27 protein-coding genes are annotated in these 24,596 nt (G+C 59.7%); 20 read left to right on the top strand and 7 right to left on the bottom strand.

Features of this window, described 5'->3' with window-relative positions; translation table 11 throughout:
- Positions 1-919: 919 nt before the first annotated feature.
- Complete coding sequence (locus ISS97_RS09105) at positions 920-1,936, bottom strand: S41 family peptidase (RefSeq protein WP_379985137.1); 1,017 nt, start codon at positions 1,934-1,936, stop codon at positions 920-922.
- Positions 1,937-1,993: 57 nt separating this feature from the next.
- Positions 1,994-2,494, bottom strand: a complete 501-nt coding sequence (locus ISS97_RS09100) for a MarR family winged helix-turn-helix transcriptional regulator (RefSeq protein ID WP_379985138.1) — start codon at positions 2,492-2,494, stop codon at positions 1,994-1,996.
- A 116-nt stretch (positions 2,495-2,610) separates the two neighbouring features.
- Between ISS97_RS09100 and pcaD the strand changes: the two genes are divergently transcribed.
- The 12 genes from pcaD to ISS97_RS09040 all read left to right on the top strand — a co-directional run bounded on the left by pcaD (position 2,611) and on the right by ISS97_RS09040 (position 12,056).
- On the top strand, positions 2,611-3,510 hold the full coding sequence (pcaD, locus tag ISS97_RS09095) for a 3-oxoadipate enol-lactonase (protein ID WP_379985139.1): 900 nt from the start codon (positions 2,611-2,613) through the stop codon (positions 3,508-3,510).
- A 150-nt stretch (positions 3,511-3,660) separates the two neighbouring features.
- Positions 3,661-4,197, top strand: a complete 537-nt coding sequence (locus tag ISS97_RS09090) for a hypothetical protein (RefSeq protein ID WP_379985140.1) — start codon at positions 3,661-3,663, stop codon at positions 4,195-4,197.
- A gap of 61 nt (positions 4,198-4,258) precedes the next feature.
- Complete coding sequence (locus tag ISS97_RS09085; RefSeq protein WP_379985141.1) at positions 4,259-4,816, top strand: hypothetical protein; 558 nt, start codon at positions 4,259-4,261, stop codon at positions 4,814-4,816.
- An 83-nt stretch (positions 4,817-4,899) separates the two neighbouring features.
- Complete coding sequence (locus ISS97_RS09080) at positions 4,900-5,109, top strand: hypothetical protein (RefSeq protein WP_379985143.1); 210 nt, start codon at positions 4,900-4,902, stop codon at positions 5,107-5,109.
- 61 nt (positions 5,110-5,170) lie between these two features.
- Complete coding sequence (locus tag ISS97_RS09075) at positions 5,171-5,539, top strand: hypothetical protein (protein ID WP_379985144.1); 369 nt, start codon at positions 5,171-5,173, stop codon at positions 5,537-5,539.
- A gap of 322 nt (positions 5,540-5,861) precedes the next feature.
- Complete coding sequence (locus ISS97_RS09070; protein WP_379985145.1) at positions 5,862-6,626, top strand: hypothetical protein; 765 nt, start codon at positions 5,862-5,864, stop codon at positions 6,624-6,626.
- 113 nt (positions 6,627-6,739) lie between these two features.
- Positions 6,740-7,390: a glutathione S-transferase family protein gene (locus ISS97_RS09065; protein ID WP_379985146.1), complete on the top strand. Its 651-nt coding sequence runs from the start codon at positions 6,740-6,742 to the stop codon at positions 7,388-7,390.
- 160 nt (positions 7,391-7,550) lie between these two features.
- Entirely contained in the window at positions 7,551-9,863 is a 2,313-nt protein-coding gene (locus ISS97_RS09060) for a SpoIIE family protein phosphatase (RefSeq protein WP_379985147.1), read from the top strand.
- On the top strand, positions 9,857-10,252 hold the full coding sequence (locus ISS97_RS09055; RefSeq protein ID WP_379985529.1) for an STAS domain-containing protein: 396 nt from the start codon (positions 9,857-9,859) through the stop codon (positions 10,250-10,252). Before ISS97_RS09060 ends, ISS97_RS09055 begins: the two co-directional genes overlap by 7 nt.
- A 39-nt stretch (positions 10,253-10,291) precedes the next feature.
- Positions 10,292-10,966, top strand: coding sequence for an HAD-IA family hydrolase (locus tag ISS97_RS09050; RefSeq protein ID WP_379985149.1), 675 nt, complete (start codon positions 10,292-10,294; stop codon positions 10,964-10,966).
- A 293-nt stretch (positions 10,967-11,259) separates the two neighbouring features.
- Positions 11,260-11,673 carry a VOC family protein gene (locus tag ISS97_RS09045; protein ID WP_379985150.1) on the top strand — a complete coding sequence of 138 codons (414 nt, stop codon included), beginning with the start codon at positions 11,260-11,262 and terminating at the stop codon, positions 11,671-11,673.
- 170 nt (positions 11,674-11,843) lie between these two features.
- Positions 11,844-12,056, top strand: a complete 213-nt coding sequence (locus ISS97_RS09040) for a DUF3820 family protein (protein WP_379985151.1) — start codon at positions 11,844-11,846, stop codon at positions 12,054-12,056.
- An 82-nt stretch (positions 12,057-12,138) separates the two neighbouring features.
- Here the strand turns inward: ISS97_RS09040 and ISS97_RS09035 are convergent, their stop codons facing one another.
- On the bottom strand, positions 12,139-13,044 hold the full coding sequence (locus ISS97_RS09035; protein WP_379985152.1) for a LysR family transcriptional regulator: 906 nt from the start codon (positions 13,042-13,044) through the stop codon (positions 12,139-12,141).
- A gap of 82 nt (positions 13,045-13,126) precedes the next feature.
- Between ISS97_RS09035 and ISS97_RS09030 the strand changes: the two genes are divergently transcribed.
- Positions 13,127-14,104 (top strand): alpha/beta hydrolase, encoded by a 978-nt coding sequence (locus ISS97_RS09030; protein WP_379985153.1) that lies wholly within the window; start codon positions 13,127-13,129, stop codon positions 14,102-14,104.
- 140 nt (positions 14,105-14,244) lie between these two features.
- Here the strand turns inward: ISS97_RS09030 and ISS97_RS09025 are convergent, their stop codons facing one another.
- Positions 14,245-15,255 (bottom strand): hypothetical protein, encoded by a 1,011-nt coding sequence (locus ISS97_RS09025; RefSeq protein WP_379985154.1) that lies wholly within the window; start codon positions 15,253-15,255, stop codon positions 14,245-14,247.
- A gap of 622 nt (positions 15,256-15,877) precedes the next feature.
- Here ISS97_RS09025 and ISS97_RS09020 point away from each other — a divergent pair.
- Positions 15,878-16,231, top strand: coding sequence for an antibiotic biosynthesis monooxygenase family protein (locus ISS97_RS09020; protein WP_379985155.1), 354 nt, complete (start codon positions 15,878-15,880; stop codon positions 16,229-16,231).
- A 115-nt stretch (positions 16,232-16,346) separates the two neighbouring features.
- Here the strand turns inward: ISS97_RS09020 and ISS97_RS09015 are convergent, their stop codons facing one another.
- Positions 16,347-17,897 (bottom strand): glycoside hydrolase family 30 protein, encoded by a 1,551-nt coding sequence (locus tag ISS97_RS09015; protein WP_379985156.1) that lies wholly within the window; start codon positions 17,895-17,897, stop codon positions 16,347-16,349.
- A gap of 403 nt (positions 17,898-18,300) precedes the next feature.
- Between ISS97_RS09015 and ISS97_RS09010 the strand changes: the two genes are divergently transcribed.
- Positions 18,301-18,777 (top strand): hypothetical protein, encoded by a 477-nt coding sequence (locus tag ISS97_RS09010; protein ID WP_379985157.1) that lies wholly within the window; start codon positions 18,301-18,303, stop codon positions 18,775-18,777.
- Positions 18,671-18,979: a DUF1737 domain-containing protein gene (locus ISS97_RS09005; RefSeq protein ID WP_404580078.1), complete on the top strand. Its 309-nt coding sequence runs from the start codon at positions 18,671-18,673 to the stop codon at positions 18,977-18,979. Before ISS97_RS09010 ends, ISS97_RS09005 begins: the two co-directional genes overlap by 107 nt.
- A 116-nt stretch (positions 18,980-19,095) precedes the next feature.
- On the opposite strand, the gene ISS97_RS09000 is transcribed toward ISS97_RS09005, so the two are convergent.
- Positions 19,096-19,569, bottom strand: a complete 474-nt coding sequence (locus ISS97_RS09000; protein WP_379985159.1) for a CYTH domain-containing protein — start codon at positions 19,567-19,569, stop codon at positions 19,096-19,098.
- Between the two features lie 325 nt (positions 19,570-19,894).
- Here ISS97_RS09000 and ISS97_RS08995 point away from each other — a divergent pair, with 325 nt between their 5' ends.
- The 3 genes from ISS97_RS08995 (at position 19,895) to ISS97_RS08985 (ending at position 21,926) form a co-directional block, all read left to right on the top strand.
- Positions 19,895-20,956, top strand: a complete 1,062-nt coding sequence (locus ISS97_RS08995) for a methyltransferase (RefSeq protein WP_379985160.1) — start codon at positions 19,895-19,897, stop codon at positions 20,954-20,956.
- Between the two features lie 87 nt (positions 20,957-21,043).
- A complete protein-coding gene (locus ISS97_RS08990) occupies positions 21,044-21,487 on the top strand; it encodes an ester cyclase (protein ID WP_379985162.1) in 444 nt (147 codons plus the stop codon).
- A 25-nt stretch (positions 21,488-21,512) separates the two neighbouring features.
- On the top strand, positions 21,513-21,926 hold the full coding sequence (locus ISS97_RS08985; protein WP_379985163.1) for a TonB-dependent receptor: 414 nt from the start codon (positions 21,513-21,515) through the stop codon (positions 21,924-21,926).
- 356 nt (positions 21,927-22,282) lie between these two features.
- On the opposite strand, the gene ISS97_RS08980 is transcribed toward ISS97_RS08985, so the two are convergent.
- Complete coding sequence (locus ISS97_RS08980) at positions 22,283-23,464, bottom strand: alginate lyase family protein (protein ID WP_379985164.1); 1,182 nt, start codon at positions 23,462-23,464, stop codon at positions 22,283-22,285.
- 325 nt (positions 23,465-23,789) lie between these two features.
- On the opposite strand from ISS97_RS08980, the gene ISS97_RS08975 reads away from it, so the two are divergent.
- Positions 23,790-24,512, top strand: a complete 723-nt coding sequence (locus ISS97_RS08975) for a BRO-N domain-containing protein (protein WP_379985165.1) — start codon at positions 23,790-23,792, stop codon at positions 24,510-24,512.
- Positions 24,513-24,596: the final 84 nt, after the last annotated feature.

Genomic DNA, 24,596 nt, shown 5'->3' with positions numbered 1-24,596 from the left:
ACATAACCGGAGCCAGTGTGGTCGGACAGGGGGATTTGATGATCGGTCGGTATGTGCGAGCCGGCCTCCATTGACGAAGCAATCGTCCTTGAGGGCATGGCGGGGACATTCCTCATTTTCTTTGCTGTATCCCCAACTGGGGCAGACCTCGGTGTCGCTGTGTTGGAGTGCGTCGGTTGTTCGGCAACCCGGTTTGGTTTTCCGAACGACGAAGGACGACCGGAGCACGATCTATGGAACGACGGTCTCGGGGCGCTGGATTATCCGGTAGCCGAAGTGTCCGACTCCAACTGGGCGCTTCAGCTATCTAAGCAGGCACTTGCGTCCCGGAGTCGAATTTGGGGAGACCAAAGCGAGGCGGCCTTTCCGAAGCCGCCTCAGCCGAGGCGGCACTTCATCGTTTTGTTGAAAGAACAAACTTTTGAGTGCGTTGCACGGGAGTTGAAGGTGCTTAGCTTCCACTCATCGTTTCCTGCGGCGTGCGGCGTTGCGTTGTCACGTCTGGGAGCGGCAGAGTAGTCGGTGGCGACCGTGGCCTCCTCAGTCTGGCCGAGCTTACGCCAAGAACGGTCGCGAAGATTGCCATCTCAGGATGGCCGCGAGGAGATCGGCCAAGTTATGGGTCAACCGGGTGGCCAGGTTATGGGTAAGTGCACAGCGTACGTGGTGCTACCGGCGATTAGCGGCAGCTTTGACGCTTCTTGCTGGTAGCGGTATTGACAGCTTTTGCTGGTAGCCGTGGTGCATTACACCTCTCTCCTCGACTTCTGATCTTGTCGGGAGTAGCCCCTTTCTTTGGCCGCTCACTGGACCAGTATCGAGCTTGGTCAATTTGGTGCCCTAGCGGAGTTTCGCTCTTAAACGTTTGAAGTAGGGATTATTGTGGCTGTTGACGTCATTGACGAAGAAGATCGGCACCTCAGTGCTTTGGCTTCTTATCCGATCCAGCTTGTTGCGCCACCGCTGCGCGCGCCAGCTCAAGCGCCTTATCTAGAGCAAGTTCCGGCGCCGTAGGTACATCCGGCTTGACTCCCGCACCCTGCCAATCCGTGCCAGTGATGGGATTGATCGAACGCATTTCCGGCAGCTTGATCAGAAAATGATCGGAGAGGCGTCGACGTTCATAGGGATGTGCGCCACCGCCACTTGCTTCGCCCACGACGGTGATGCGCTTCATGGCCTGCAGGTCGTAAGCGAAGGCCTCGGCTGCGGAGAAAGTCTTGTGTGAGATCAGCACATAGACGGGCTTGCTGCCGCCGAAGCGACGGCCGGGCACCCACACTGGCGACATGGTGCGCGTGAGTCGATTGCTGGGGCGGTCGTAGATGGCGCTCATTTCCGCCGGCTGGTCCAGCAGATAGGCGGCCATCAGCAGATCCATGCTGCTGTCGCCGCCGCCGTTATTGCGCAAGTCGATGATCAGGGCCTTGGACTGCGCCAGCAAAGTCATGGCCGACTGCAGCATATCGGCGGCGATGCGTGGCGGTGCGAATACGCGCAGGTCCAGGTAGCCGATATCGCCATCCAGGCGCCGCACACTTTCGAAGCCGTGATTGATCGCCGGGCCGGCCCAGCTGTCGTCGTCTTCTTCGTACTGGGCGGATGCATTTGCATCCGGCAGCGGGATGAGCTGTGCGCTGTAATTGATGCGGAAATGCCCGTCGTCGGAAACGCGGCGCAGCTCGGCGGTCAGCGCCTGGGCGAATGTCTCGGGATCGTGATCATGGGCGAACGCATCGGTACTAGCCTGCCGCCGAATCGCCTGGGCGATTTTGCGTCCCATCGCAGAATCCACGTAGCGATCCTGAATCACCTTGGCGGCCTGTTCGATCACCTCGTGCTGAGTTCCTGCGGTTACCACGGCAGTGTCGAGATCGGCGGCACTGGCGCAGCAGGAGGCGAATGCCAACGCTACGGTCAGCAGGATGCGTTTCATAGTTGGCGTCTTTCCAGAAGTGGCTATGAGGCTTGCGGCAAGTACTTCTTCTCGCTGCTACGCATCGCCGGTCCGTTTCTTCTTGGCGGCGTTCTTGCCTGATTCGGCACGTCGTTTTCCTGCAGCGCTTTTAGCCGAACGAGTTCCCGCACCGGACAGGCTGGCGCGCGCTTTCGTCACCCGGCTACCGAACGATTCCTCGCTCAAGGCCTTGATCGCTTCATCGAGGGATTGCGATAAAGGCCGCGGCAGCGAGGCGTCGAGGCTGTCGGCGGCCATCTGGGTAGCTTTCCAGCAATCGCGCAGCTTGGACAGCATGGCGCGACCGCGTGGCGACAGGCGTATCTGTCGCTGACGACTGTCGTCCGTCCCGGGTTCGGAGACAATCAGTCCTTCCTTGACCATCAACGCGACCGTCTGGGTGGCCGCGGGCTGGCTGATCTTCGCGGACTCCGCAATCTGTCCGATCGTGCTTGGCTCGCACGCCATCAGCGCGCGCATCACCGGTGTGAATCGCGGTCGATAGCGCAGGCCCGCCGAGGCGTAGGCCTCTTCCACGGCTCCGTCGAGCAGTTCGAGCAGATGGCGGAGTTGTGTACCTAGGCCTGGCGTCATGTGGACATATATATAAGCGCTTATGTAACGTGTCAAGCGCAGTGGATGAGAGGTCCGCTGTGAAGAGCATTCTGTCGGCGAAAAGGCTGCATGCCCGGGCGGTTGTCGCCCGGCGCAGGCCCCCACTTTCCATTCCCCAGGAGCAGAACATCATGCATGACACCACATTCATCACCGCCGGCGACGGATGCCGCATCGCTTACCGTCTCGATGGCGCAGACGACAATCCCGTGCTCGTGCTGTCCAATTCCATCGGCACGACGCTGCATATGTGGGATGCCCAGATAGCGGCGCTGACCGAGCACTTCTGCGTGCTGCGCTACGACTTCCGCGGGCATGGTAAGTCGGATGTTCCACCAGGTGCCTACTCGATGGATCGGTTGGGTCGCGACGTCGTCGAGCTGCTCGATGCGCTCAACATCGGCCGTGCGCATTTCCTTGGCTTGTCCCTTGGCGGTTTCGTGGGCCAGTGGCTTGGCATCCACGCCTCGGACCGGATCGATCAGCTTATCCTGAGCAATACGTCGTCCCGCCTGGGGCCGGTCAGCGAGTTCGATGCGCGCATCAAGGCATTGAAGACTTCGCCCGATATGGCCGCCGTGGCGGAGGGCTTCCTGGCCGCCTGGTTCCCGCGGCCCATGCTCGAAGTCATGCACCCGGAGGTGCAGCCATTCCGTGACATGCTGCTCTCTACTCCGCCCCAAGGGTTGGCCGGCCTCTACGCCGCGGTGCGCGACGCCGACATGCGCCGAACGATCGCCCTCATCGACCGGCCCACGCTGGTAATCGCCGGCACGGACGACACCGTCACGCTTGCAAGCCACGGCGAGCACATCGCATCGACGGTGCCGGGTGCGCGACTGGTGATGATGCCGGCTGTCCATCTGCCCAACATCGAACATCCGAAGATGTATGCACGTACGGTGCTGGACTTCCTGCGGGAAACCGAGGTTGCCTGACCGATGGAAATGAAGTCAGATTCACTCCGCGGTATCGCCGGGTGGATCTGGCTTTTGTTCGGAACAGTGAGCTGGGGTTTTGCCATCAACCCATGGCGGGATCTGGTGTCAGTTCGTGAAGGGGCCTGTGGATCTAGAGCAGTTCAAATAATGTCCGCTGTCGACCCAGAGCGGACACGGCTCGCCCATCGCTTTTGTCGAATTTTCGAATCTAAGGATCTCCGCCATCATGCGCAAACCTCTTCTGCCACGATCAGCATTCCTGCCCCGAAGGGACTCACTTTCCTTAAGGGGCGTGACGTGCCTAGATTGATCGCGGTCGCGGTGACTTTCATCGCCTTCGCCGCTGCAGCCGACGAGGTAAAGATCAGTAAAGAGCTTCAGGCTGCCATGAAAGATATAGCCGTCCATTCTCAGGTCGTCACCGTAGATGGAACAGGAGCCACAGTTGACAACTTCCATCAAGACTCCAACCCGACAACACTTCAAATTGTGATGTTGACTAAGCCTTCTGATGGGGTCGCACAAGTTTCCAGTGATGGAGAGGTCATCTTTTTGCAAAAGGATACTTCGGACAAAGAGATGCAATCTTTGTTTGCGACAGCCTTCTATCTGAAAGCAAAAGCGCGCGAGGCCGCTCAGCGGTCGGCTGCCGTGACCGAACCTTCTAGGCACAAGGACCTGTAGGCATCGGCATTTAAGGTCCGCTTTCAACCCGAGGCGGGCATTGCAACAGAGAGGGAAATCTATGGCTGCCCGCGTTACGGTCTGGACATACTGCTTTCTTGCGCTCGTTTGCTTTGGCATCTTCCCCACGAGTGCTCATAGCGAGCAACCTGTTCGAGTCACGGTCTGCCAACTACTCGCAGACCCGGGACGCTACAACCATGCCTTGGTCGAGGTCTCCGGTGACGTGGGGCATGGCTTCGAAGACTTCACCCTAACCTCCGGGCATTGCGATGAATCAAGCCTCGCCATGGGTGTATGGCTCGAGTACGGCGGAAAACAGGCTTCGGGCACTATGTATTGTTGCGGTGTCCAAGCGAACCGCACCAGGCCGGAGGTGCTCGTTGTTGACGGGGTCACGACGCAACTGAGAGACGATGCGGTCTTCCGGGACTTCGACCAAATCATCCAACGTAGACCCTACGCCAAGGCTAATGCCACCTTGGTCGGCCGCTTTTTCTCTGGAGAGCCGCAACAGCTCTGGAAAGGCAAGTGGGCTGGCTATGGGCATATGGGCATGTTCACCTTGTTGGTTATTGAGCAGGTTCTATCCGTCACGGGACAGCACAGTGAGAATTGAGTGCGCTCGCGCCTGATGTCCGCTTCCGACCCAAAGCGGACTTGAGCGAAATCGTAGTTGAGTCAAACGGCATAGGGGAATCAATGGATACGTTCGACCCGGCGGCGCACATAAACGACGCCATGCGAGAGGAAGCGAAGCGCAACCCGAATGGCTGGGTATACGTGATCACCGGATCCTATGGGCCGAGCGACGGCGTGCCACCGGAGGCGATCATGGGGGCGTGGAAAGTCGATGGCGCAGGGGCGATCATCGATGGCAGCTTCGTGAAGAATCCGAAGTACAAGGGCTGATGAAACTGTCCGCTTCCGACCCGAAGCGGACATTTCCAAGAATCGGATTTCGAGAGGTGTTATGGACCTGGTGCGGACGATCACAGGGGACGAACTCTCTTTTATCGCTGGGCTCGACTACGGTCAGGACCAGGATAGGCATGAGTCGGCGCTACACCTGGTCATTGACCAGCAGGGTGGCCAGTTCAATGAAAGCCAGCGCTGGTTTCCCTATGAAGTAGTGGAGCTAGGGGCTCACCACCTACAGATTGGCCACGAAAGGGAGTTTGTAATCTGCACCCTTCTAGTGATCCGCTCAGTCATTGCTGGCTTCGACAAGGCAACCGACCTCGCCGAGAAGAAGATCACAATGGAGTCCCGGTATCGGATGCTACCGGTGGGGCTCCGTGAGGTAGTTGATGCGGAATATGCTGTTGCGGGTCAGGGCTAGACAGTCCGCTTTCGACCCGAAGCGGCCCCTCCGATACCCCATGTGGAGTCTAGGTATGTTCGAGCACCCCTAGAGCAATGGTCACCCGGCCTTCGCCCTGAGGTCTGGAATTTCCCGGCGCACGCGAACCCGGGTTCTGGCCCCTTCCGAAAGCCATTTGGCTATTGCCGCTTGAGTCAATCCACACTCAACGCGGACACCGTTAAATTTTCCCCCCATGCCTTGTCGAATTCCGGTTCGCCCGTTCGTCGACACCGTGAAGGCAGCCAATCAGCGCCTGTCACGGGCTGACTGAAACGTACCCATCGTCAGGAGGAATCCCATGCAAAAAGCAAAGCGCGTCATCGAAGTCATGAGCGTTGTACTGCTTGCGATGTTTGGCGCATCGCAGCAAGCGGTGGCGCAGGATGCGCCGAAACCCGGGGTAGCGCCGTCTTATCCGAAGATGGCCCCGGTTGACCAATACCTCATGGCGAACCGGGAAGACGAAATAGCGCTGGCGCGCAGTGCGGCGCCGGAGTCCATTTCCCGTGACGCTACGGTCCTGGTTCTGGGGCGCAAGGGTTACGAGAAGGCGGTCGAAGGCAAGAACGGGTTTGTCTGCGTGGTGGGTCGAAGCTGGGGAGGGCCGTTCGACTGGCCCGAATTCTGGAACCCGAAAATCAGGGCTGCCGATTGCCTGAATCCCCAAGCCGCACGTTCGATCATCCCCATCTTCAATCTGCGCGCAAAGATGGCGATGGCGGGTAGTTCCAAGGCGGAGATGCTGTCCGCACTCCACGCCGCGTACAAAAACAAACAACTGCCGGAACTGGAAAGCGGCGCCATGGATTACATGCTGTCGAAATCGTCGTATCTGACCGACGAGGGAGACCACAACATGCCTCACCTCATGTTCGACACCCTGGTCAAGGACGGTAAGGATTGGGGCTCCGGCGCAGAGGGCTCACCGGTGATGTCCAGCCCCTATTGGTTCTTCTATCCGGACAAACAACCCCAGATGAAAGGTTTGCCGCCCATTCTCGTGTTCCTGGTCGGGGTCGGAAGCTGGTCCGACGGAACGCCCGCGGGCATGCATAGTCACTGATGCCGGGCGGTTGGCGTCGGGGACATTCTCGCGCGTTAGCGACCTTCTGCAGCCATCTCTGTGCGAAAGCTGCGGAAGGCCGATCGAGCGATATCTAAAAGAGGGACATCACGATGAGCATCACCATTACCGCGTTTGAACGGTCGCCCGACGGCGGCAAGGGGTTGGCGCGCGATACGCGTGTTCGCTGGGCACTGGAAGAGGTGGGCCAGCCCTACGACGTCCGGTATGTGTCGTTCCAGGCGATGAAGGAACCCGCGCATCTGGCGCTTCATCCATTCGGCCAGATTCCAACCTATGAGGAAGGCGATCTGGCCTTGTTTGAAACCGGCGCGATCGTCTTCCATCTCGCCGATCAACATCCGGGCCTGTTGCCGAAGGATGCCCATGCGCGCGCGCGCGCGATCACATGGATGTTTGCCGCGCTGAACTCGGTGGAGCCCAGCATTCTGGAGCTCGTGATCGCCAAGTTCCAGGAAGGCGATAAACCGTGGAGCAAGGAGCGCCTGCCGCTGGTCGTGGACCGTATCCGCCAGCGTTTTGGCCAGCTGTCCACTCGCCTTGGCGATGCCGAGTGGCTGGATGGCGCCTTCAGCGCAGGTGACCTGATGATGGTGTCGGTGCTGCTCAGGACGAGGCCATCAGGCATCCTGGACGAATTTCCAAACCTTGCGGCGTATGTCGCCCGCGGCGAGGCGCGGCCAGCCTATCAGCGCGCTTTTGCGGCGCAGTTGGCGGCTAACACCGGCAAGCCAGCTGCCTGATCGAGCCAGGCGCCGGGCTCAGTACCGCCGTCAGAACCTTGGTTCGCTTTAGTAGGTCTGGCCTGCGACGGCCAGTTCCGAACCCTTGCCCATGACTGAGACGCCGTTCTCTTGCAGCCTAGCGCCGAATCATTAGATTCGGCCCATGGGGAAGGGGCACATGGCTATGCGCAGCATCGCTTCGCGGCTCGCTCTTTGGGTTCTGATCGGTGCCACGCTGGTTGTCGTCGCCGGCGGCACGCTGCTTTTCCAGCTGGTCAGCCGGCAGATTCTCGAGCATGCCCATCGTGAATCCGGAGCGCTGGCGAACGATGTCGGCAACCGCATCCAGGGACGCCTCGACAAAGTCACCGATATCGCTCAGATGCTTGCCGCGCTCATCGGGCCGCGGCCGGACGATGCGCAGTCGCTGATTCACGATGCCATACAGCACAACCCTGACCTGGCGGGTCTGGCGGCGGCATACATTCCCCAATCGAAGGCCGCTCGGGCCTCCGGTCAATCGCCTTTCGTCAGCCGGCTCGACGATGGCTCGCTGGTCAGCCGCGACATGCTGCAGGACCCATCGCCCTATTGGGAGCGCCCCTGGTTCCGCACGGGACTGACCTGCATCGACGGCTGTTGGCAGCCGCCGTTCGTCTCCCAGTCCAGGCATCGCAAGCTGGTCAATTACTCGTCGGCCATTGTGGTCGATGGCCAGGCCATCGGCGTGATCAATGCGGACGTCACGCTCGAATGGCTTCAAGGGGTGCTGAAAGGGTTGAACAAGCCTCCCGGCATGGAGGCTTTCGTCATCGATCAGCAGGGTATCTATCTGGCGGATGACGAACCTGCCCGGGTCGGCCGGCAGGCGACGCCCCGCTTGCTCGATGCGTTGAAACGCGGCGACGTCGAACCTGTGCGCCTGACATCACGGGCCGAAGGGCCGGTGTGGGTCTATCACGCGCCCATCCAAGGCACGCACTGGCAATTCGGACTCGTGGTGCCGGAAGTCCGGATCTATGCCGGCGTCAGACAGGCCTTTCTAGGCGCGCTCGGCGTGGGTGCGTTGGCGCTGCTGATACTGGCGATACTTATGTTTGCGATCACCCGGCGCATCATGAAACCGTTGGGTGTGCTGACGGAGCGGGCCGAGCACGTGGCTCGCGGCGCACTCGGATTCGCCTTGCCTGCCGTGCGCCAGCGTGACGAGATCGGCCGGCTCACGCATGCCTTCGATCGCATGCGCCGCGAACTGGCCGGGCACTTGGCCGAGCTCACGCGGACGGCGCGCGAACAGCAGCGTCTCGCCAGCGAGCTGGAGATCGCCCATCAGATCCAGACCGCGCTGCTTCCCGGCGCGCACTATCTGGACGCGCGCTGCAGCAACTTCGAACTGCATGCGGTGCTGCAGCCGGCGCGAAGCGTCGGCGGCGACCTGTACAGCTATTTCATGCTGGATGACCGGCACTTCTACATCATGGTCGGCGACGTTTCGGACAAGGGCATCCCGGCAGCCTTGTTTATGGCGCGTGCCATCACGCTCGCCAAAGCGTTGGCACCGCGTGCGCGGTCGCCGGAGCGGCTGCTGCAGCTGCTCAACCAGGAGCTTTGCCGCAACAATGACGGCTGTATGTTTGTCAGCCTGCTATGCGGTTTGCTGGATACGGGCAGCGGCAACCTCATCATGGCGAGCGCCGGTCACGAACCTCCCGTTCTGTGGGGAAGCGACGCGCCGCACTTGCTGGAGTTCGATACCGGTCCGGCCCTTGGCCTGGACGATGAAGCGGTCTATCCGGTCCACCGCCTGCAGCTTCGTCCCGGGGAAACTTTGCTGATGTACACCGATGGCATCACCGAGGCGATGGATAGCGCTTTGCAGATGTACGGACAGGAAAGGATGCTCGCCTGTCTGGCCGATCAAGATAAGGCTGGGGATGGAGATCCCGCGAGCCTTCTGCTGGCCGACGTCGAGCGCTTCGCAGCCGGTCATGGCCAGGCCGACGACATCACGGTGCTTGCACTACGCTGGCATCATGCCGGACTGGAAAGGAGCGCGTCCATGCTGGATCTGACCATCACCGCCTCCATCGAGAGCGTGTTCGACACGCTTTCGCGCTGCGATGACGCATTGCGCTCGGCTGGCATCGAGTCCGGTGTCCGCGAGGATGTGCGACTGGTACTCGAAGAATTGATGGTCAATATGGTGCAGCACGGTTACCGCGAACCGAGCGATGGAAAGATCACGCTGCGCCTGACCATGACGGAGGACGCCATCCTGGTCGAACTGCATCATGACGGCCAGCTGTTCGATCCGCTGCAATCGCCGGAACCCCTGCTGTCCGGAGACATCGCGGACTATGACAAGGAAGGCGGCCTCGGCATCCATCTGGTGCGCGTCATGGCCAGCGATTTCAACTACGCACACGATGAGCAGGGCAATCACCTCCAACTTCGCTTCATCTATCCCCCAGCGGCCGGAGCAAGATCATGACGTTCAGCCTGCACATTGATAGCACGTCGCCCCAACGATCCACGCTGCATCTGCACGGCCGGCTCGATGCCATGACCTTCGGTGAATTCGACGAAGCGGCCGCTCCGGTGCTGCACGGCATGGCCGAAGGGGGCACGGTGGTGCTCGACCTCTCCGCGCTCGTATACATAAGCAGTGCCGGGCTAAGGAGTATCGCCAAGATCCGCAAATCGATGCGGGCGCGCCATGGCCATACCCTGCTTCTCCATCCACAACCTCAAGTGCGCAAGGTGTTTGATATCGTGAAGGCCGTGCCGGTCAGCGAAGTCTTCTCCAGCACGGAGGAGCTGGATCAGTATCTGGATCGGATCCAGCGGAAGATCGTGGAGGGGGATGAAGACGGCGATTGAACGGAATGCGCTGTCAGTCGGGCTTTGAGAGAGAACAAGATGATCAGGACGATTTTCTTTGACTACGATGGTGTGCTCACGACGGATAAGAGCGGCTTGCTCACGACGTTCCGATATCTGAGCGAAGCCAGCGGCATCGCGTTATCAACGATCAACGATGCCTTCAACCCACACATCGGTGGCCTGCTCTTGGGTAGAGCGAGTCACGCCGAGATCTGGCGCCATGCCATGGGCGGGGAAATGGATATGGGCCTGCTCGCCAGAGCATTCGAAAGCACGCCGCTGAACAGGCGCATGTTTTCGTTGGCTCAAAAGCTGAAGGTCAACTATTCGATCGGGATCATCACGGACAACAGTAAAGACCGGATGGATCACCTCAGGAAGTACCAGGAACTGGATTCGTTGTTCAGTCCCATTGTTGTCTCTGCGGAAGTGGGTGGCGGGAAGCGCGAAAACGGCATCTTTCTGCACGCGGCATCCTGCGCGGGTGTGGCGCCCGATGAAAGCATCTTCATCGACAACAGCGAAGCCAACCTCGTGGTGGCGCGTGCTGTGGGCATGCATACCGTCTTCCACGATGATGACAGGAACGACATCGGCGCATTGATGAAAGAGCTGGCGCTGCTGGGCGCTCACGTCGGTGACGACATGGACATTCATCCATCGGGTGACGGAAAAGACGTGTTGAGCGGACGGATGCCGGCATCAGCGTGATTCGTCCGTCAGCAGCCATGTGAACCCGACAAGCTGGTCGCGTACGTCACACCGCTTCTCCCGTGTCGAGCAGGATGCATCGCCCGTCTGTCAGGCTTTTTCTCGCATCGATGTGGCAAGGATGTCGGCGCGATGCCATTTGCTTTCCCAACTACGGGGTGCGGGTGGACATCCCGTCCGACCGATTTCAGGTTGGAAGCGCCGTTTGCGGCCCTTGTCGATTTTCCTCATGCTCGCTCGTCGGTAAGGTGCCGCGGTAATCCCGCCGCGGCTACACATCTATAGGTCAAATAATGAGCAAGATGATTTTCGTTAACCTGCCGGTGACCGACCTGAAGCGATCGATGGCGTTCTACGAGGCCGTTGGCGCGGTCAACAATCCCGCATTCACCGACGATACCGCGGCGTGCATGGTGCTCTCCGACACGATCTACGCGATGCTTCTCACCCACGACAAGTGGCGCCAGTTCACGAGCAAGCGGATCGTCGATGCGCACGTGGACGCGCAGGTGCTGCTGTGTCTGTCCGCGGATAATCGCGATGAGGTGTCCAGCCTGGTCGATAAGGCGAGTGGCGCCGGCGGCAAGGCGGACCCCACGCCCGTGCAGGACTTAGGCTTCATGTATGGCCGCAGCTTCGAGGATCCCGATGGCCATATCTGGGAAGTGATGTGGATGGACCCCAGCGCCATCCCGCCGCATGGCTGAGTATGCTTTCAGCGAGCGGGCGTCTCGCGTTTAGTCGCGTCGGCCGGAAAGTCCGCTTCCAACCCGAAGCGGACACGCGCGACCCTGGATTTGAAGGTTGGAGAAGGCATGGTGAAAGTCACGAAGCAGACATCCACGACCCACGCTGATCGCTTGCAGCGGTCCGCCCCGTGAAGCCTGAGGACCTGCAGCGACTGGTCACCATGACCATGCCCTATGGCAAGTACCAGGGTCGCCTCATTGCCGACCTGCCTGGCGCCTACCTGGCATGGTACGCACGCAAAGGCTTCCCGCCTGGCGACCTCGGCAACCTGCTCGCACTGGCGCTCGAACTCGATCACAACGGCTTGAAGCGTCTGCTCGATCCGCTGAGGAAGGGTTAGTGGGCGGACTGGCGCATGCGGGCTTGAGCGATCCGCGAGCAACTCAAGTGTGGTTGCGTCGTGCTCGCGACCCTACACAAACTTACATGGATGTAAGCATGGCGATCAGCGCGCGCAGGCCGCTCGAAACGTGGCGGTGACCCGAGTAGTACAGGCATAACCCTGGAAACGACGGACACCAATCGTCCAGCACGCGCTCGAGACGACCATCATGCAGTGCCTCTGCGGCGAGATGATCGGGTACGAACGCAATGCCGATGCCATCCATGGCGGCGTCGACCATCAAGGGCTGGTCAGTCAGGGTGAGGGGGCCAGACACATCGATTCTCTCGGTATGGCCACGGCGCTCGAACTCCCAGCGATAGAGCGCTCCGCTTTCAAACCGGAAGCGGATGCAGTCGTGCTTGTACAAATCCTGCGGCGCAATCGGCCGACCGCGTCTGCCGAAATAGTCCGGCGATGCGACGGCGGCGAAGCGCACGGACCCATGTAGCGGAACGGCAATCATGTCCTGTGGCACGGCCTCGGCCAGTCGGATGCCCGCATCGAATCCGTCCGCGACAATGTCGCCTAGCCGGCCATCGCTGACGATATCGAGATGAACCCGCGGGTAGGTGCGTAGAAAGCGCGCCAGCACCGGCTGCAGGACCAAGCGGATCGCACCTTCGCTGGCATTGATCCGCACGGTGCCGCTCGGCTCTTGACGGAAGTCGTCGACCTCTTGCATCGCTTCCATGATGGACGTCATGGCGGGCCGGAGCTTCGCGGCGAGTCGCTCGCCAGCATCGGTCAGTGACACGCTGCGCGTCGTTCTATTGAACAGGCGAACAGCAAGACGTTGCTCGAGGCTCTTGATGGAGTGGCTGATGGCTGAGGGCGTCACTTCAAGTTCGACGGCCGCCGCGCGAAAGCTGCGGTGTCTCGCGACCGCCAAAAACAGGGTGAGCGTGAACAAGTCGCCGCTCTGAGATTGGTGAGTAATATTCATCGTGGCATCAAGAATTAGCGAGATTGTTTGAACAGTCAACGATTCCTAGACTGGGACGCGTCGTCCACTGTGGAGATTCAACGTGTCCAAGCACGGTAACTACACCTCAGAGAAGATCACTTTTCCGTCCCATGGGGACGATGTCGTTGGCGTGCTCTATCGCCCCCGGGGCGAAGGCCCGTTTCCCGTGGTCATCGTGCTGGGGCCGTACTCTTTCACGAAAGAACAGGCTCCAACCCAATACGCCACGCGGCTGGCCGATGAGGGATTCCTGGCACTGGCTTTCGATCCACGCACCGTAGGTGAAAGCGGCGGCATGCCGCGTCGGCTCGAAAATCCCAAAATGAAGAATGAGGATGTGGTCTCGGCGCTCGACCATCTCCTGACGCGCGCCGATGTCGATCCTGCCCGGGTCTTTCTGCTTGGCATTTGCCAGGGTGGTCCGGAAATGCTCGACATCGCCTCCTACGAAGATCGCGTCAAAGGAGTGGCCTGCGTGACCGGGTATTACCGCGACCGGGAAACCGATCTGTTTATGATTTCCGCCGGTGTGACCGAGAATCCGTTCGACACGGCAACCGCACCGTCGGCCGAACAACTCGAGGAGCTGCTGCAAGCGCGCCTGGAACGCGCACGCGATGCGAAGGTACGTTATGAATCAACTGGCGAGGTCGTGTACCAGCCTTTGGTTTCGCCCAGCCTCGGCGATCCCATCAAGGGGTCTGACGCAGGCCTGCCCGGCCCGCTGGTGTGGAGCTGGTACGGTCCCTGGACACTCAAGGGCTGGGATAACCGCTACGCGATCATGAGCGACCTGGACCATTTCGATTACACGACCGTGCCCGGTGTCGCCAACCTGAAGAAGCCTGCGCTGATTGTCCATTCGGACATGTGCATGAACCCGGCTGCCGCACGGCGGCACTTCGAGTCGATCCCTACTTCCGACAAGAAGCTGATCTGGGAAAATGGTACGAACCACTTTCAGTATTACGAACAACCGGATGTCGTCGATCGCACAGTAGGCCATGCGACAAGCTGGTTCCGTGATCACATGGCTTGATAGTGCAGTTCAGGGCAGGGCGCGTCAGTAAGCGTCTCGCATGCGCGGCTCGTGCGGCACGCATGGGTGGCCGCCGTGATGGGATGGGCGATGTGCGCCCACCCCAATGCTTTCCTTGGTCTTGCCGATGGGCTTTTGCGTTAGGGATTCACATAGCTCTGGCAACTAACGGGGCCGCCGCCGACGCTCGTGCATGCCATGGTTGCCGATGAGGACGATATGACTGCGGTGCCGCCTGTCAGTATGCCCATTCGCTGAGTCCAGTTCGTCTGATCGCTAGCACTGGTAGCCCATGACTTCGGTCGAAAATCGTAGATATGGATGCCATTGGGTGGAGCAATCTGATCCGCGGTGATCGGAACAGAGTTGCCATTGGAGTCCCTGGTCTGGCCGAACCTTGGGTCGGTTACCCAGCCATTCTGGGTGTACACCAGGCTGAGCCTGCTGCCGTCCATGAATTGGACGACCACATAGAAGCCGGCTTTGAAGCTAGGCGTGACAGACACACTGCCATTCTGGCCTTCGATCGATACCTTGGCGCTAAACAGGTTGCTGAGGCGCGATCCGATGCTCTGGGTATTGCCAACGGTACTGTTTTGCACATAGTTGACGATGGTGTTATGCATCGGCGAGCCATCATCCACGGTGTTCCAGACATTAAGTCCGGGATCGGGGTAGGGTGGGAGCGTAGGACCACTTGCCATGGGTTTGGCGATCCCCATCGGATTCACGATTCTTGCGGAGAGCGAATCCGGGCCAGGCCCAATCGTTTTCTCCCATCCCACGGGGGCCAGGTTGTAGAACTCGATAAGCGGCTGCGTTATGCCATTGGCGCGGCCATCGTCGGCGAAGGGTTCCAGGTAGAACCACTGGTTGCCGCGACGCTGCGTCGGAGTCAGGCTGCCGGGGTCCTCCGGGAAATAATTGACATTGAAGGCAAGGACTTTCTGGTTGATGCCGTCGATGGAGAACCATTTCTGGTCAAGGCCCACTCCGTTCTCATCGAGGATCTTTTGTTTCGCCTGCCTTGCGGTGCATCCATCGCATTGGGACAGATAGACGTTCTTTGTATCGGGCGTTGCGTGGGACGTGCCGGGCACTGAAATCAGTGCGATGAGACCAAGCGCCGCGATGCCATCTGTAAATTTCATGTCCATTCCTTTTTAGACATTCCACGACTACTTCCTCCAACGACACGAGCTGGCAAGGCGCGCGCCTATAGGCTGCGGGAGGTCCATGTACGCCGGACGGGCACAATCCGGGCAACGTTGCTCACGCGCGTTTTCTGCACGGTGCATCGGCTGGCGGACAGCCATCGGATTCGCCGTACGCCAACATTCTTTCTTCTAATGCTTTCCGTATCTATTGGATGGCGTCGCTACGACGTGCGGGCGATCCCTGACAGCACGGAAGCGTTCTACACGGCGTGGCATATGCAGGTCATGCGAGTCGCGGAATTGGAGATGGTTGCCGGTCGTAGCGGCTTCGGGTCGGATCCGCTGATGCAAGTGGATGCAGCCAGGTTCTGTCTACAGTTCACCCTTGACTTACCCACGCCGACGGCGACACTGAGGTGGCGAGACGCTTCAAGGCACAAATGATTGGCTGACACGGGGACACCACCGCGCGGTCAGCGCATTACCGTTGCCACGGCGAGACTTCACCCAGGGCGTGCCAACCCTAAGCAAACGTTCCCGAAAGGTGCCGCCACGTGCCTTGGGCCGGGTGCCTGGAAGCGCGAAAGTAAAACGACCACTGCTGCTTGAGTTCGATATGGATAACGCTAGTCCAGCTTTCTGTGCCATCTACCGTTGGCGCCTGCATCCAGGATCCGAAGCGTCCTTTGTCCGGGCTTGGTCGCGCATAACGGAGCTGCTCCTGACCGAGCGGGGATCGCTGGGCTCACGCTTGCACCGCGGCCCCGACGATATCTGGTACAGCTATACGCAGTGGCCATCCGCGGCGGCGAAAGCGGAAGGTCTCGCTCGTCCGTCGGTTGATCCGGAAGCCTGGCAACAACTGCGGGATGCCATCGCCGAGAGTCTGCCGGAGTTGATCCTCGAGCCCGTATCCGACTTCCTGGCGCCACTTCCACAAGACGGCCTGTCAGGTAGACCGGCGAACTAAGTCCTTCCAGAGCGTGTTCTCGTGTCGCGGGTAGGGTAGAGGCAAGGCTCAGCGATTCGGTGGACATCCGAAACACTCGTGGGCGGCATGGCCATGCGCCTGCAAACAGGTCCCGCTACTGGATCCTTTTCAACCACCAGATAGCGCGCCGCACCCAGGCAACGGCACGGTCCGGGCTCCATACGAAAGTCGCCACGCTTTGCGGCGGCATCGTGTATTCAAAACGGGCCTGACCCTCCGCCACCGAGACGCGGCGCGCCTCCGCATTGGTGTTGACCATCACCAGAACGATCGATCCGTCAGCGGCATTCTGGAAGGCCACATTGGCGATGCCCTTGTCGGCATCGGTGTCGGTGGATGTCACCCGGACGGCACCAGGCAGGACGAATCTACTGAAGTGCGCCAATGCGTAGTATTCGTCGTTGCGAGTCACCGTCCCCGTCTGCGAGTCGATCGTGACCACGCCCTTGCAGGCATCGCAGCCGCCGAAGTGCGGGCCGTGATTCTCGTCGAGCGCCAGGTTCCAGTACACGACGCCGCGAGCCCACTGCCGGGTCCCCGTAACCAGCAGGTTTCGCGTGAACCAGAGCAGCTCGCCGTTGATGCTCGACGCCCAGTCGCCCCCGCTGCACTCGGTGATATAGGTGTCCTTCTGGGGATACGCGCGATGCACGCGGCTCTGCGCGTAGGGGCTGCCTGCGTAGCAATGCCAGGCAACGCCATCGATATAACGCGCCGTATCGGGGTCGGCCAGCACGCTTGATGGCTGCTCCGGGTGGTTCCAGTTGTGGTCCCATTCCAGAATGCCGACTTTGGGTCGACGGCTCGCCAGTTTCGGGCCGAGATATTGCGTGACGATGCGTGCCCGCGTCGTCGCCGTCATTTCCATGCCTGGATAGGTGATCGGTACGAAGTTGGGCTCGTTCTGCAGGGTCAACGCGAAGATGGGGATGCCATAGCTGCGGTACGTATCGAGGTACTTGACGAGATAGTCCACGTACGTGCTTTCGTACTGCTCCAGCAACGCACCGCCAATCAGGTTCTGGCTGCTTTTCATCCACGCGGGCGCGCTCCATGGCGACGCGATGATCTGCAGCCCCGGGTTGATGGACAGGGCCTCGCGCACCATCGGTATCACATCTTGCACATTGGACGCGACGTTGAAATGCAGCAGCTGCGGATCGCTCTCGCCGAAGGCAACATCATCCAGGGTATAGGGCTTCAACGAGAAATCGGAGGCGCCGATGGTCAGGCGCATCATGTTCAAGTTGAGGTTGGGCGGTGGGCCATACAGCTCATGCAGCAAGGCATCGCGCTGCGACTCATTGAGTTTGTTCTGGAGCAGCCACGCCGACGAATCCGTCATCGCCGCTCCGAAACCGACCATGGTTTGGTACTTGCTGTGGACGTCGATAACCACATCGGCGGGCAACGAACCGTCGGCGCTCATTTCAATGTCAGGCTGCGGCGCCAGCTTCAGCCGGCGATCCGCCGTGCTCAGCCATAGTTCGACGATAGGCATCACCGGCCGCGTCGAAGGAACGAACTTGGGCACCGTCGTGGGTGGCTTGAAGCGCGGTGCGTAAAGGGCGGCTAGCGTGAGCAGGGCAATCAAAGCGATGAAGACGGGGACCGCCCGATTGGAATCCGGCCCTCGCTCATCCATGGCGCGCACACAGTCCATTGCTTACGTTGTCGTTCACTTGGATCACGAAGCTCCCGGGTTTCCGCATCAAAACAGGGGGCGGGATCGATTTTCGACACACGATGGGATTCTTTTCCTTCAAACCCCGGAGTAACCCGACACCATGGTTGCAGCATAGCGAAACTGGCGCCGTTTTGACTGAAAGGGGCGCGGTTGCGGCATCTCCCTTGGTCTGTGCTGGGGAGGCCATCCGTTACGGCCCCGATGCGCAACTGGCCGCCGTCCAAGTTCGTCCGGCAACACACATGGTTGTTAGCTGGAACCGGTACCCATAAGCTTCTCGCAAGTAAGGGGCGGCGACGTTGAGCGCAGCAAGGCATGTCAACCGGATCCAGCAATCCGTCTATTCAGCGGATAGATGCGCATGACCGATGAGTTCATCGAGCCGACGTCTCGTGGGCGACGCAATCTGGTCGTGCTCCTGGTGATGGGCGGCATGCTCGCCATCGTGTATCGGCTGTGGCTGCAACCAGCGCTTCTTGGTCATATCCATTCGCTGCCCCTTTGTGACCAGCTCCCCTGGTGGCGCGGTTTACTGATCAGCGTCCTGGCATCGCTTCTCTTCGTGGCGCTTCTCTTGGCCTGGCATGCTCGCCAGCTTCTGCGGCACGGCCAACTGCCTCCGCCCGGCACGTGGGTATTCCGCCGCACCAAAATTCAACGTGGCGTTGCCGTGCGAAGGAGGGCCTACTTACTTCTCGTCTTTTCCACGTTGGCTGTTCTCATGACCTGGTATGGCTGGCAGAACCTCTCCGCCACCCCCTTATTTCACCCGCTGGAAAAATGCGCAACGCGTCAGGCGATTCCGTCGGCGGAAGCGTCTGCGGCGCGCCATCACTGAAGGAGCATTCTCGATGCCTGACTCACCACCTGATGGTCTTCCGTCCTATCGATTGTTGACGGGTAAGGATGATGCAGCGTTTTGCCACCGCGTTTCGGAAGCGTTGAGCCTCGGCTACAGGCTGTACGGCTCTCCAGCGGCGACGTTCAACGGTGAGCATGTGATAGTCGCTCAGGCGCTACTCTGGCCGGAAGAGGACTAGCTTTTCTTGCTGTCGGTGGGCGTTGTGCCTGGGTTGGACCATGGGATATCCCGGATGTCCGCTCTTGATCCCGGTTGACGTTCCGTCCTCGTCTCGCATCGACTTGCTGTGCCGCGTTAGATCACACGCAATGCGAGTGCCTGGCCGGAATGCCGCGCATCGTCGGTAACCTCGTCGCCCACGAAGTCAGGCGGTACATAGCCGGCCGCTTCGCCTTCGGACTCAAACTCGATCTCAAAGATCGCAATGCCTGGGAGCTTCGGGTAGACGTCGATGCTTCCGCCAGCGATGGCGTAGCGGTGCTTGCTGATGCTCTTTCCCTTCAGCACGGAGAGCGTTCGATATTCAACTTCCGAGAGGTAGATATTGGTCATCGGGTTTGCCAACGACGCAACGCGTCCGTATTTCTTGCAGAACTTATAGATCACTTCGCCGCGCGAACTGCTCATCTTGCGCAAGCGAAGCTGCGTCCCTTCGACGTATAGATCCTCCACAACCCAGTGGGGCAGGTTTTCGAGCTCAGTCAGGAAGCCCGGAGAAACGAGCCATCGGCGCTCTATTTCCGCGAGCGAGTACTTGGGATGTGCCATGGCCGGCCGTCCGAATAGAAGGGGTGCCATTTTGACCATCGAAAGCATCCATGAATACCCGAAGCACAGGAATGTCCGCTTTCGACCTGGACCGAACATCTCCGGCTGGCGTTAGACCAACCCTGAGACATGTAGCCATGAGTCCATGAAGCATGGTTGATCCGTCAGTGACGAACGGCCTATGACCTTCGTTCGAACATCGTAAGTCATGTTTTTTGCTTGCATGAGCAGCGGTAGATTCATCCCTCCACTACAGCATACGTGAGCCGGATAGCGCCTCAATTCAGGGCTTGGCGCTCTGCGACGCGTCGACCCTGGAGGACTTATGCAGCACACCCAAAATGCTACTCGCGCAACACCCACCGACAGTCCCGCGCAAGCGGACGCGCTCACGCCAGATCGACTGCTTCAGCTCGGCATGGGTTTCTGGGGCTCCAAGACGATGCTTTCCGCCGTTGAGCTTGGTGTGTTTACGCACCTGGCCGGAGCGGGCCGAACCGCGAAGGAGCTCGAAGCGCTGACGGGTTTGCACCCGAGATCATCGCGCGATTTTCTCGACGCCCTGGTTGCATTGGGTGCCCTGGAGCGGGATGGCGATATCTATCGAAATGCGCCGGATGCCGATCTGTTCCTCGACAAGGCGAAACCGAGCTACGTGGGTGGCCTTCTCGAGATGATGAATTCCCGCCTCTATGCCAACTGGGGTTTGCTTACCGAAGCGCTTCGCACCGGCGAACCGCAAAATGAAGCAAAGCATGGAGCTTCGCCATTCGACGAGCTCTATCGTGATGAAGCCTCGCTACGCAATTTCCTTCACGCAATGACCGGCGTGAGTCTGGGGGCCGCGAAGGCCATCGCACAAAAATTTCCCTGGCAGAACTACCGCACGTTCATCGATATCGGCGCGGCGCAGGGGGCTTGCCCGGCGCAGATCGCCCTTGCGCATCCGCACCTGCGCGGTGGCGGTTTCGACCTGCCGGTGGTCGCCCCCATCTTTGAAGATTACGTGGCGTCGCATGGCCTGCAGGATCGGCTGCGTTTCTATCCGGGCGACTTCTTCAAGGACCCGTGTCCTACCGCGGATGTGCTCGTCATGGGACATATCCTTCATGACTGGGATCTTGAGCAGAAGAAAGCACTTCTCGCGAAATGCTATGAGGCGCTGCCACCCGGCGGCTGCCTGATCGTCTATGACGCGATCATCGACGACGAGCGCAAGAAAAACGCCTTCGGCCTTCTGATGAGCCTGAACATGCTCATCGAAACCCCGGGTGGCTTTGACTATACCGGCGCAGAGTGCCGCGAATGGATGAAGGACGCCGGCTTCCGCGAGACACGCGTGGAGCCGTTGCTTGGTCCCGACTCCATGGTCATCGGCATCAAGTAAGGCTTGGTCGTGCCTCGCCAGAAGGCACATCGGCCCATGTCTATTTCTGTGAGCAGGGATTTTGATCAACAGGCGAAAGGAGCCCGTGTGAACGCCATTCCAAAAGAACAGTTCGATCACATGATCGACCGCCACTTCCGTTTCGAGGCGGAGAACGATGTCGACGGCGTGCTGAGCACGATGGTCGATGATGTGGAGCACGAGGTGGTGGGGTCTCCCGCCGGTCCGCTATGCGGACAAAAGGCAGCGCGTGGCTTCTATGACGCACTGTTCGCCGACCTGTCCGGCGAGAAAGTGACTACGTTGCATCGGTACTACGGGCCGGACTTCGTCGTCGACGAGAGCCTGTGGGAAGGTATGGCGCCAGGCACGCCATTCGGTATCCCCGGCGGCGGCCGGCGACTCGTATTTCGCCTGCTGCATGTGTTCAACATGGCGCCCGACGGCAAGATCAAGCGCGAGAACGTGTGGATCGACCTCGCTTCGATCCTGCAGCAGTTGCAGTCGCCCCCGTCCGCGACGGCTGCCTGACCCCCTTTCCACCGAGGAGAGCGAGATGACCGACAACACCCTTAGCCGCGCGTGGTTCCGCGTGGCCGCCATCTACTTCGTCATTGCCGTCGCACTGGGCATCATCATGGGGGCTTCCGGCGACCACTCGCTATTGGCCGTGCATGCACACATCAACCTGCTCGGTTGGGTGTCGATGTCGCTGTTCGGCCTGATCGGCCTGGCCTACCCGGCCATCACCCAGGGACGCCTGGCCGTGTGGCAGTTCTGGCTGCACAACATCGGCGTACCCGTGATGCTCGCCGCACTGTCCGCACAGCTCAAGGGAGTGGCGGGGATCGAGCCGCTGATCGGCATCGCGTCGATCGTCGTGGGCATCGCCGTCGCCCTGTTCGCCTGGCTGGTGCTCACTCGCATCGCTGCGCGCTCAAACACCGCTGTAGGGCGACGCGTGCCGTAGATGGCACGCGCTTCATTCAGAGCAGGGCGCGGCAGAAGGCGCCCTTGCTGCTCACGGTCGGCAGGGGAAAGCTGAAAAGCGTCCGCTTCCGATCCACGCGATGAGATGGACTCCTCCCCGCCCTCGGCATCGATGATGGCCAGACTGGAGTGGTGAATCACCAGCCAACGGCGAAGAGGCGTCCATCTATGAAGCGTATGCGCATCGGGATCGGAGGCAGATCTATCGATGCGTCGCTCTGTATCCACTACGGGATACAGCCGCCAACTTGATCAAGTGGGTCACCTTGATGCGGCATGGCGGCCACAAGATCTGACCTCGGTCCGCCAACCAACTTGCCCGCGATGTCTTTGCCGCTACTTCAACGTATAAGTCAGCGTGCCATATCCAAGCTGGTCGAATCCGCCGCTATTGGGGCCGTAGTTGCCGCCACCACCCTCGGGGCGCACTTTCTCGGCGGCCGTGCGGAGATAAGGCGCATCCAGTCCCTTGAGCACCACGTAGTGGTTGTAGAACAGCTCCCACACCGGGCGTGTATTGCCGCGCCCGTTACTTGAGATGGTTGGCTGCGTTACATCGCTGTTGCTGTAGCTTGTGTAGGGAACGTCTTGCCCGAGGTTGTATTTGGCGATGTATTCGACGCCCTTGAGTGCGCGATTTTCGTCATAGCCGAACAGGTCGTCGTGTTGATTCCAGGCCATTTGGCAGAACGCACCCAATAGCGCCACGTTGAGGGTGTTGTGCCCCTGGTCGCGCCCGCTTTCCTGGGTCTGCCCAAGGCCATCGGGATAGATCTTCCACACCACGTGTTCGATGGAACCATTGCCTGCGCCGTGCTTGAAGTATTCGACGGCCTCGTCGTAGATATCGTGACGATCCGCCAGAATGCCGATGGCCAGCATGGATGACATGTTGGCGAGATCCCAGTTGGCCCAGTAGTGATCGATCTTCGCGCCGTTGTGATGCACCAGGAACTCGTGGTTCATCGGGTAGAAGACGTTGAGCATCATGGTCTTGAAGCGAGCGAGATCTTGCGCCGGCCAGCGCTTGTAGCTGCGCATGATCTCTGCGGCGTTGGCGAGCTGGTAGCCGTAAATACCTGACGCCAGAAACTTGTCGGATGTACCGTCGATCCCGGTCAACGTCTTGGACCACGCGTCCAGAATGGCGACGGCCTTGTCGGCATAGGCGTCGTCACCACTCACCTTCCAGCGCAGGGCAAGCGCATACGCCGCGGCGGCGTCGTTGAACAGCACCGCATAGTTCTCCCGGTGAGTGCCGTCATAGCCACGGTAGATCATGGCCTGAGGGCGCGGTGTCCAATTCAGTGACGCATGGGAATTCTTGATCAGCACATCCCAGCCATCCGTCCAAGGCTGTGCGTGTTGCGCCACCTGCGTCTTCATGCGATCGAAATCGGTCTGCGTATGCAAGGCACCCGGGTGAACGAAAGAACTTGCCATCACCGACGGCGCCATCAGTGCCAGCGCGACCGATAGGCCGATGGAACGGCCCAGGTTTTTGAATGAAATGCTCAACGTCTTCAACTCCGAACGAAGGGGCTTGTCTCTACAGAACGCACGTCATCAAGGTTCAGCCGACCTTGCGCCGCGGCGATCGCTGCAAGCGTAAATTGAAGCGCGTTTCGGCGCGGAGTCAACGCGATGACATCGTGGCTGACGCCGATGCAGTGTGGCGCGAGTCATGCCTTGGGAAAACATGAAGCGGGTGCGCGATTTCATAATGGCCCGGCATGGCGCGAGATCAGGAGACGCGGCTCACTCACTACAAGCACTTCGTGGCGCCACCATGACCTCGACGCATTGGCATGGTGTCAATGCGCAATAGCGGAGGAGGTCTTGTATGACGCCGGAGGAATTCGAGAGTTCAGTGGGACGCCGAGTGATGAGAGCGTCATTTCATACGTTCCACTATAAGCAGTACGAAATTCGTTCAGTAACCCAAGAGGGAAGTAGCTGGTTTGCAGCGACTGACGTACATGCAGCGGTGGCGCCAAGGACGGGGACAACGCTGGAGATGGACCTGGGTGACATCCCTGATTCGCTAAAAGCGCAGCATTGCTTCCAGGGGTTGGGGGGATCGGAGTGGGTCTGCGCGCTTACCGAGAATGGCGTGCATTTTTTACTCGGTCTCTATTACGGCCACAGTGCTTCGGTTCGAGTGTTTCACCGTTGGTTTGTTCAAGATGTCGCGCCAGTGATTCGCAGGCTTGGCCTGCAGGGACTGCTGGCACGAGCTCATCTCGCCCGGGCACTGGCATGCCATGCCGGTGAACAAGTATCCAGCGATCTATTCCGGGCAGTTCTAGCCGACGAGGCACCACTCCAATCGGCGGGCTATCTCGTGAATCTGGGGCACGATGGCTTACCCATGACGACATTCGTTCCTGATGGCGCACGCCTGATAGAGCCTGGGCGATTACTGGACGCTTTGAAAACAGGATTCATTGATCGCAGGCTTCTTAAAGAACTGGTCGCCGCAGGGAAGCGCGTGTTGGTCAGGCGAAATGACTGGCCCAAGCGGCATCCTGGTTCCGATGTTGCACCAGGAGCTACGCCTGACTGATGGAGTAAAGGAACGGATTCATCTTCTTCCATTTCAAGAACAAAACGGGCGCGATGGTGTGCTCTCCATCGCGCCCGTTGCTTG

This window comes from Dyella koreensis, from assembly GCF_044904565.1.
Lineage (GTDB): Bacteria > Pseudomonadota > Gammaproteobacteria > Xanthomonadales > Rhodanobacteraceae > Dyella_D > Dyella_D koreensis.
This window is presented reverse-complemented; position numbering and strand designations above follow the sequence as displayed.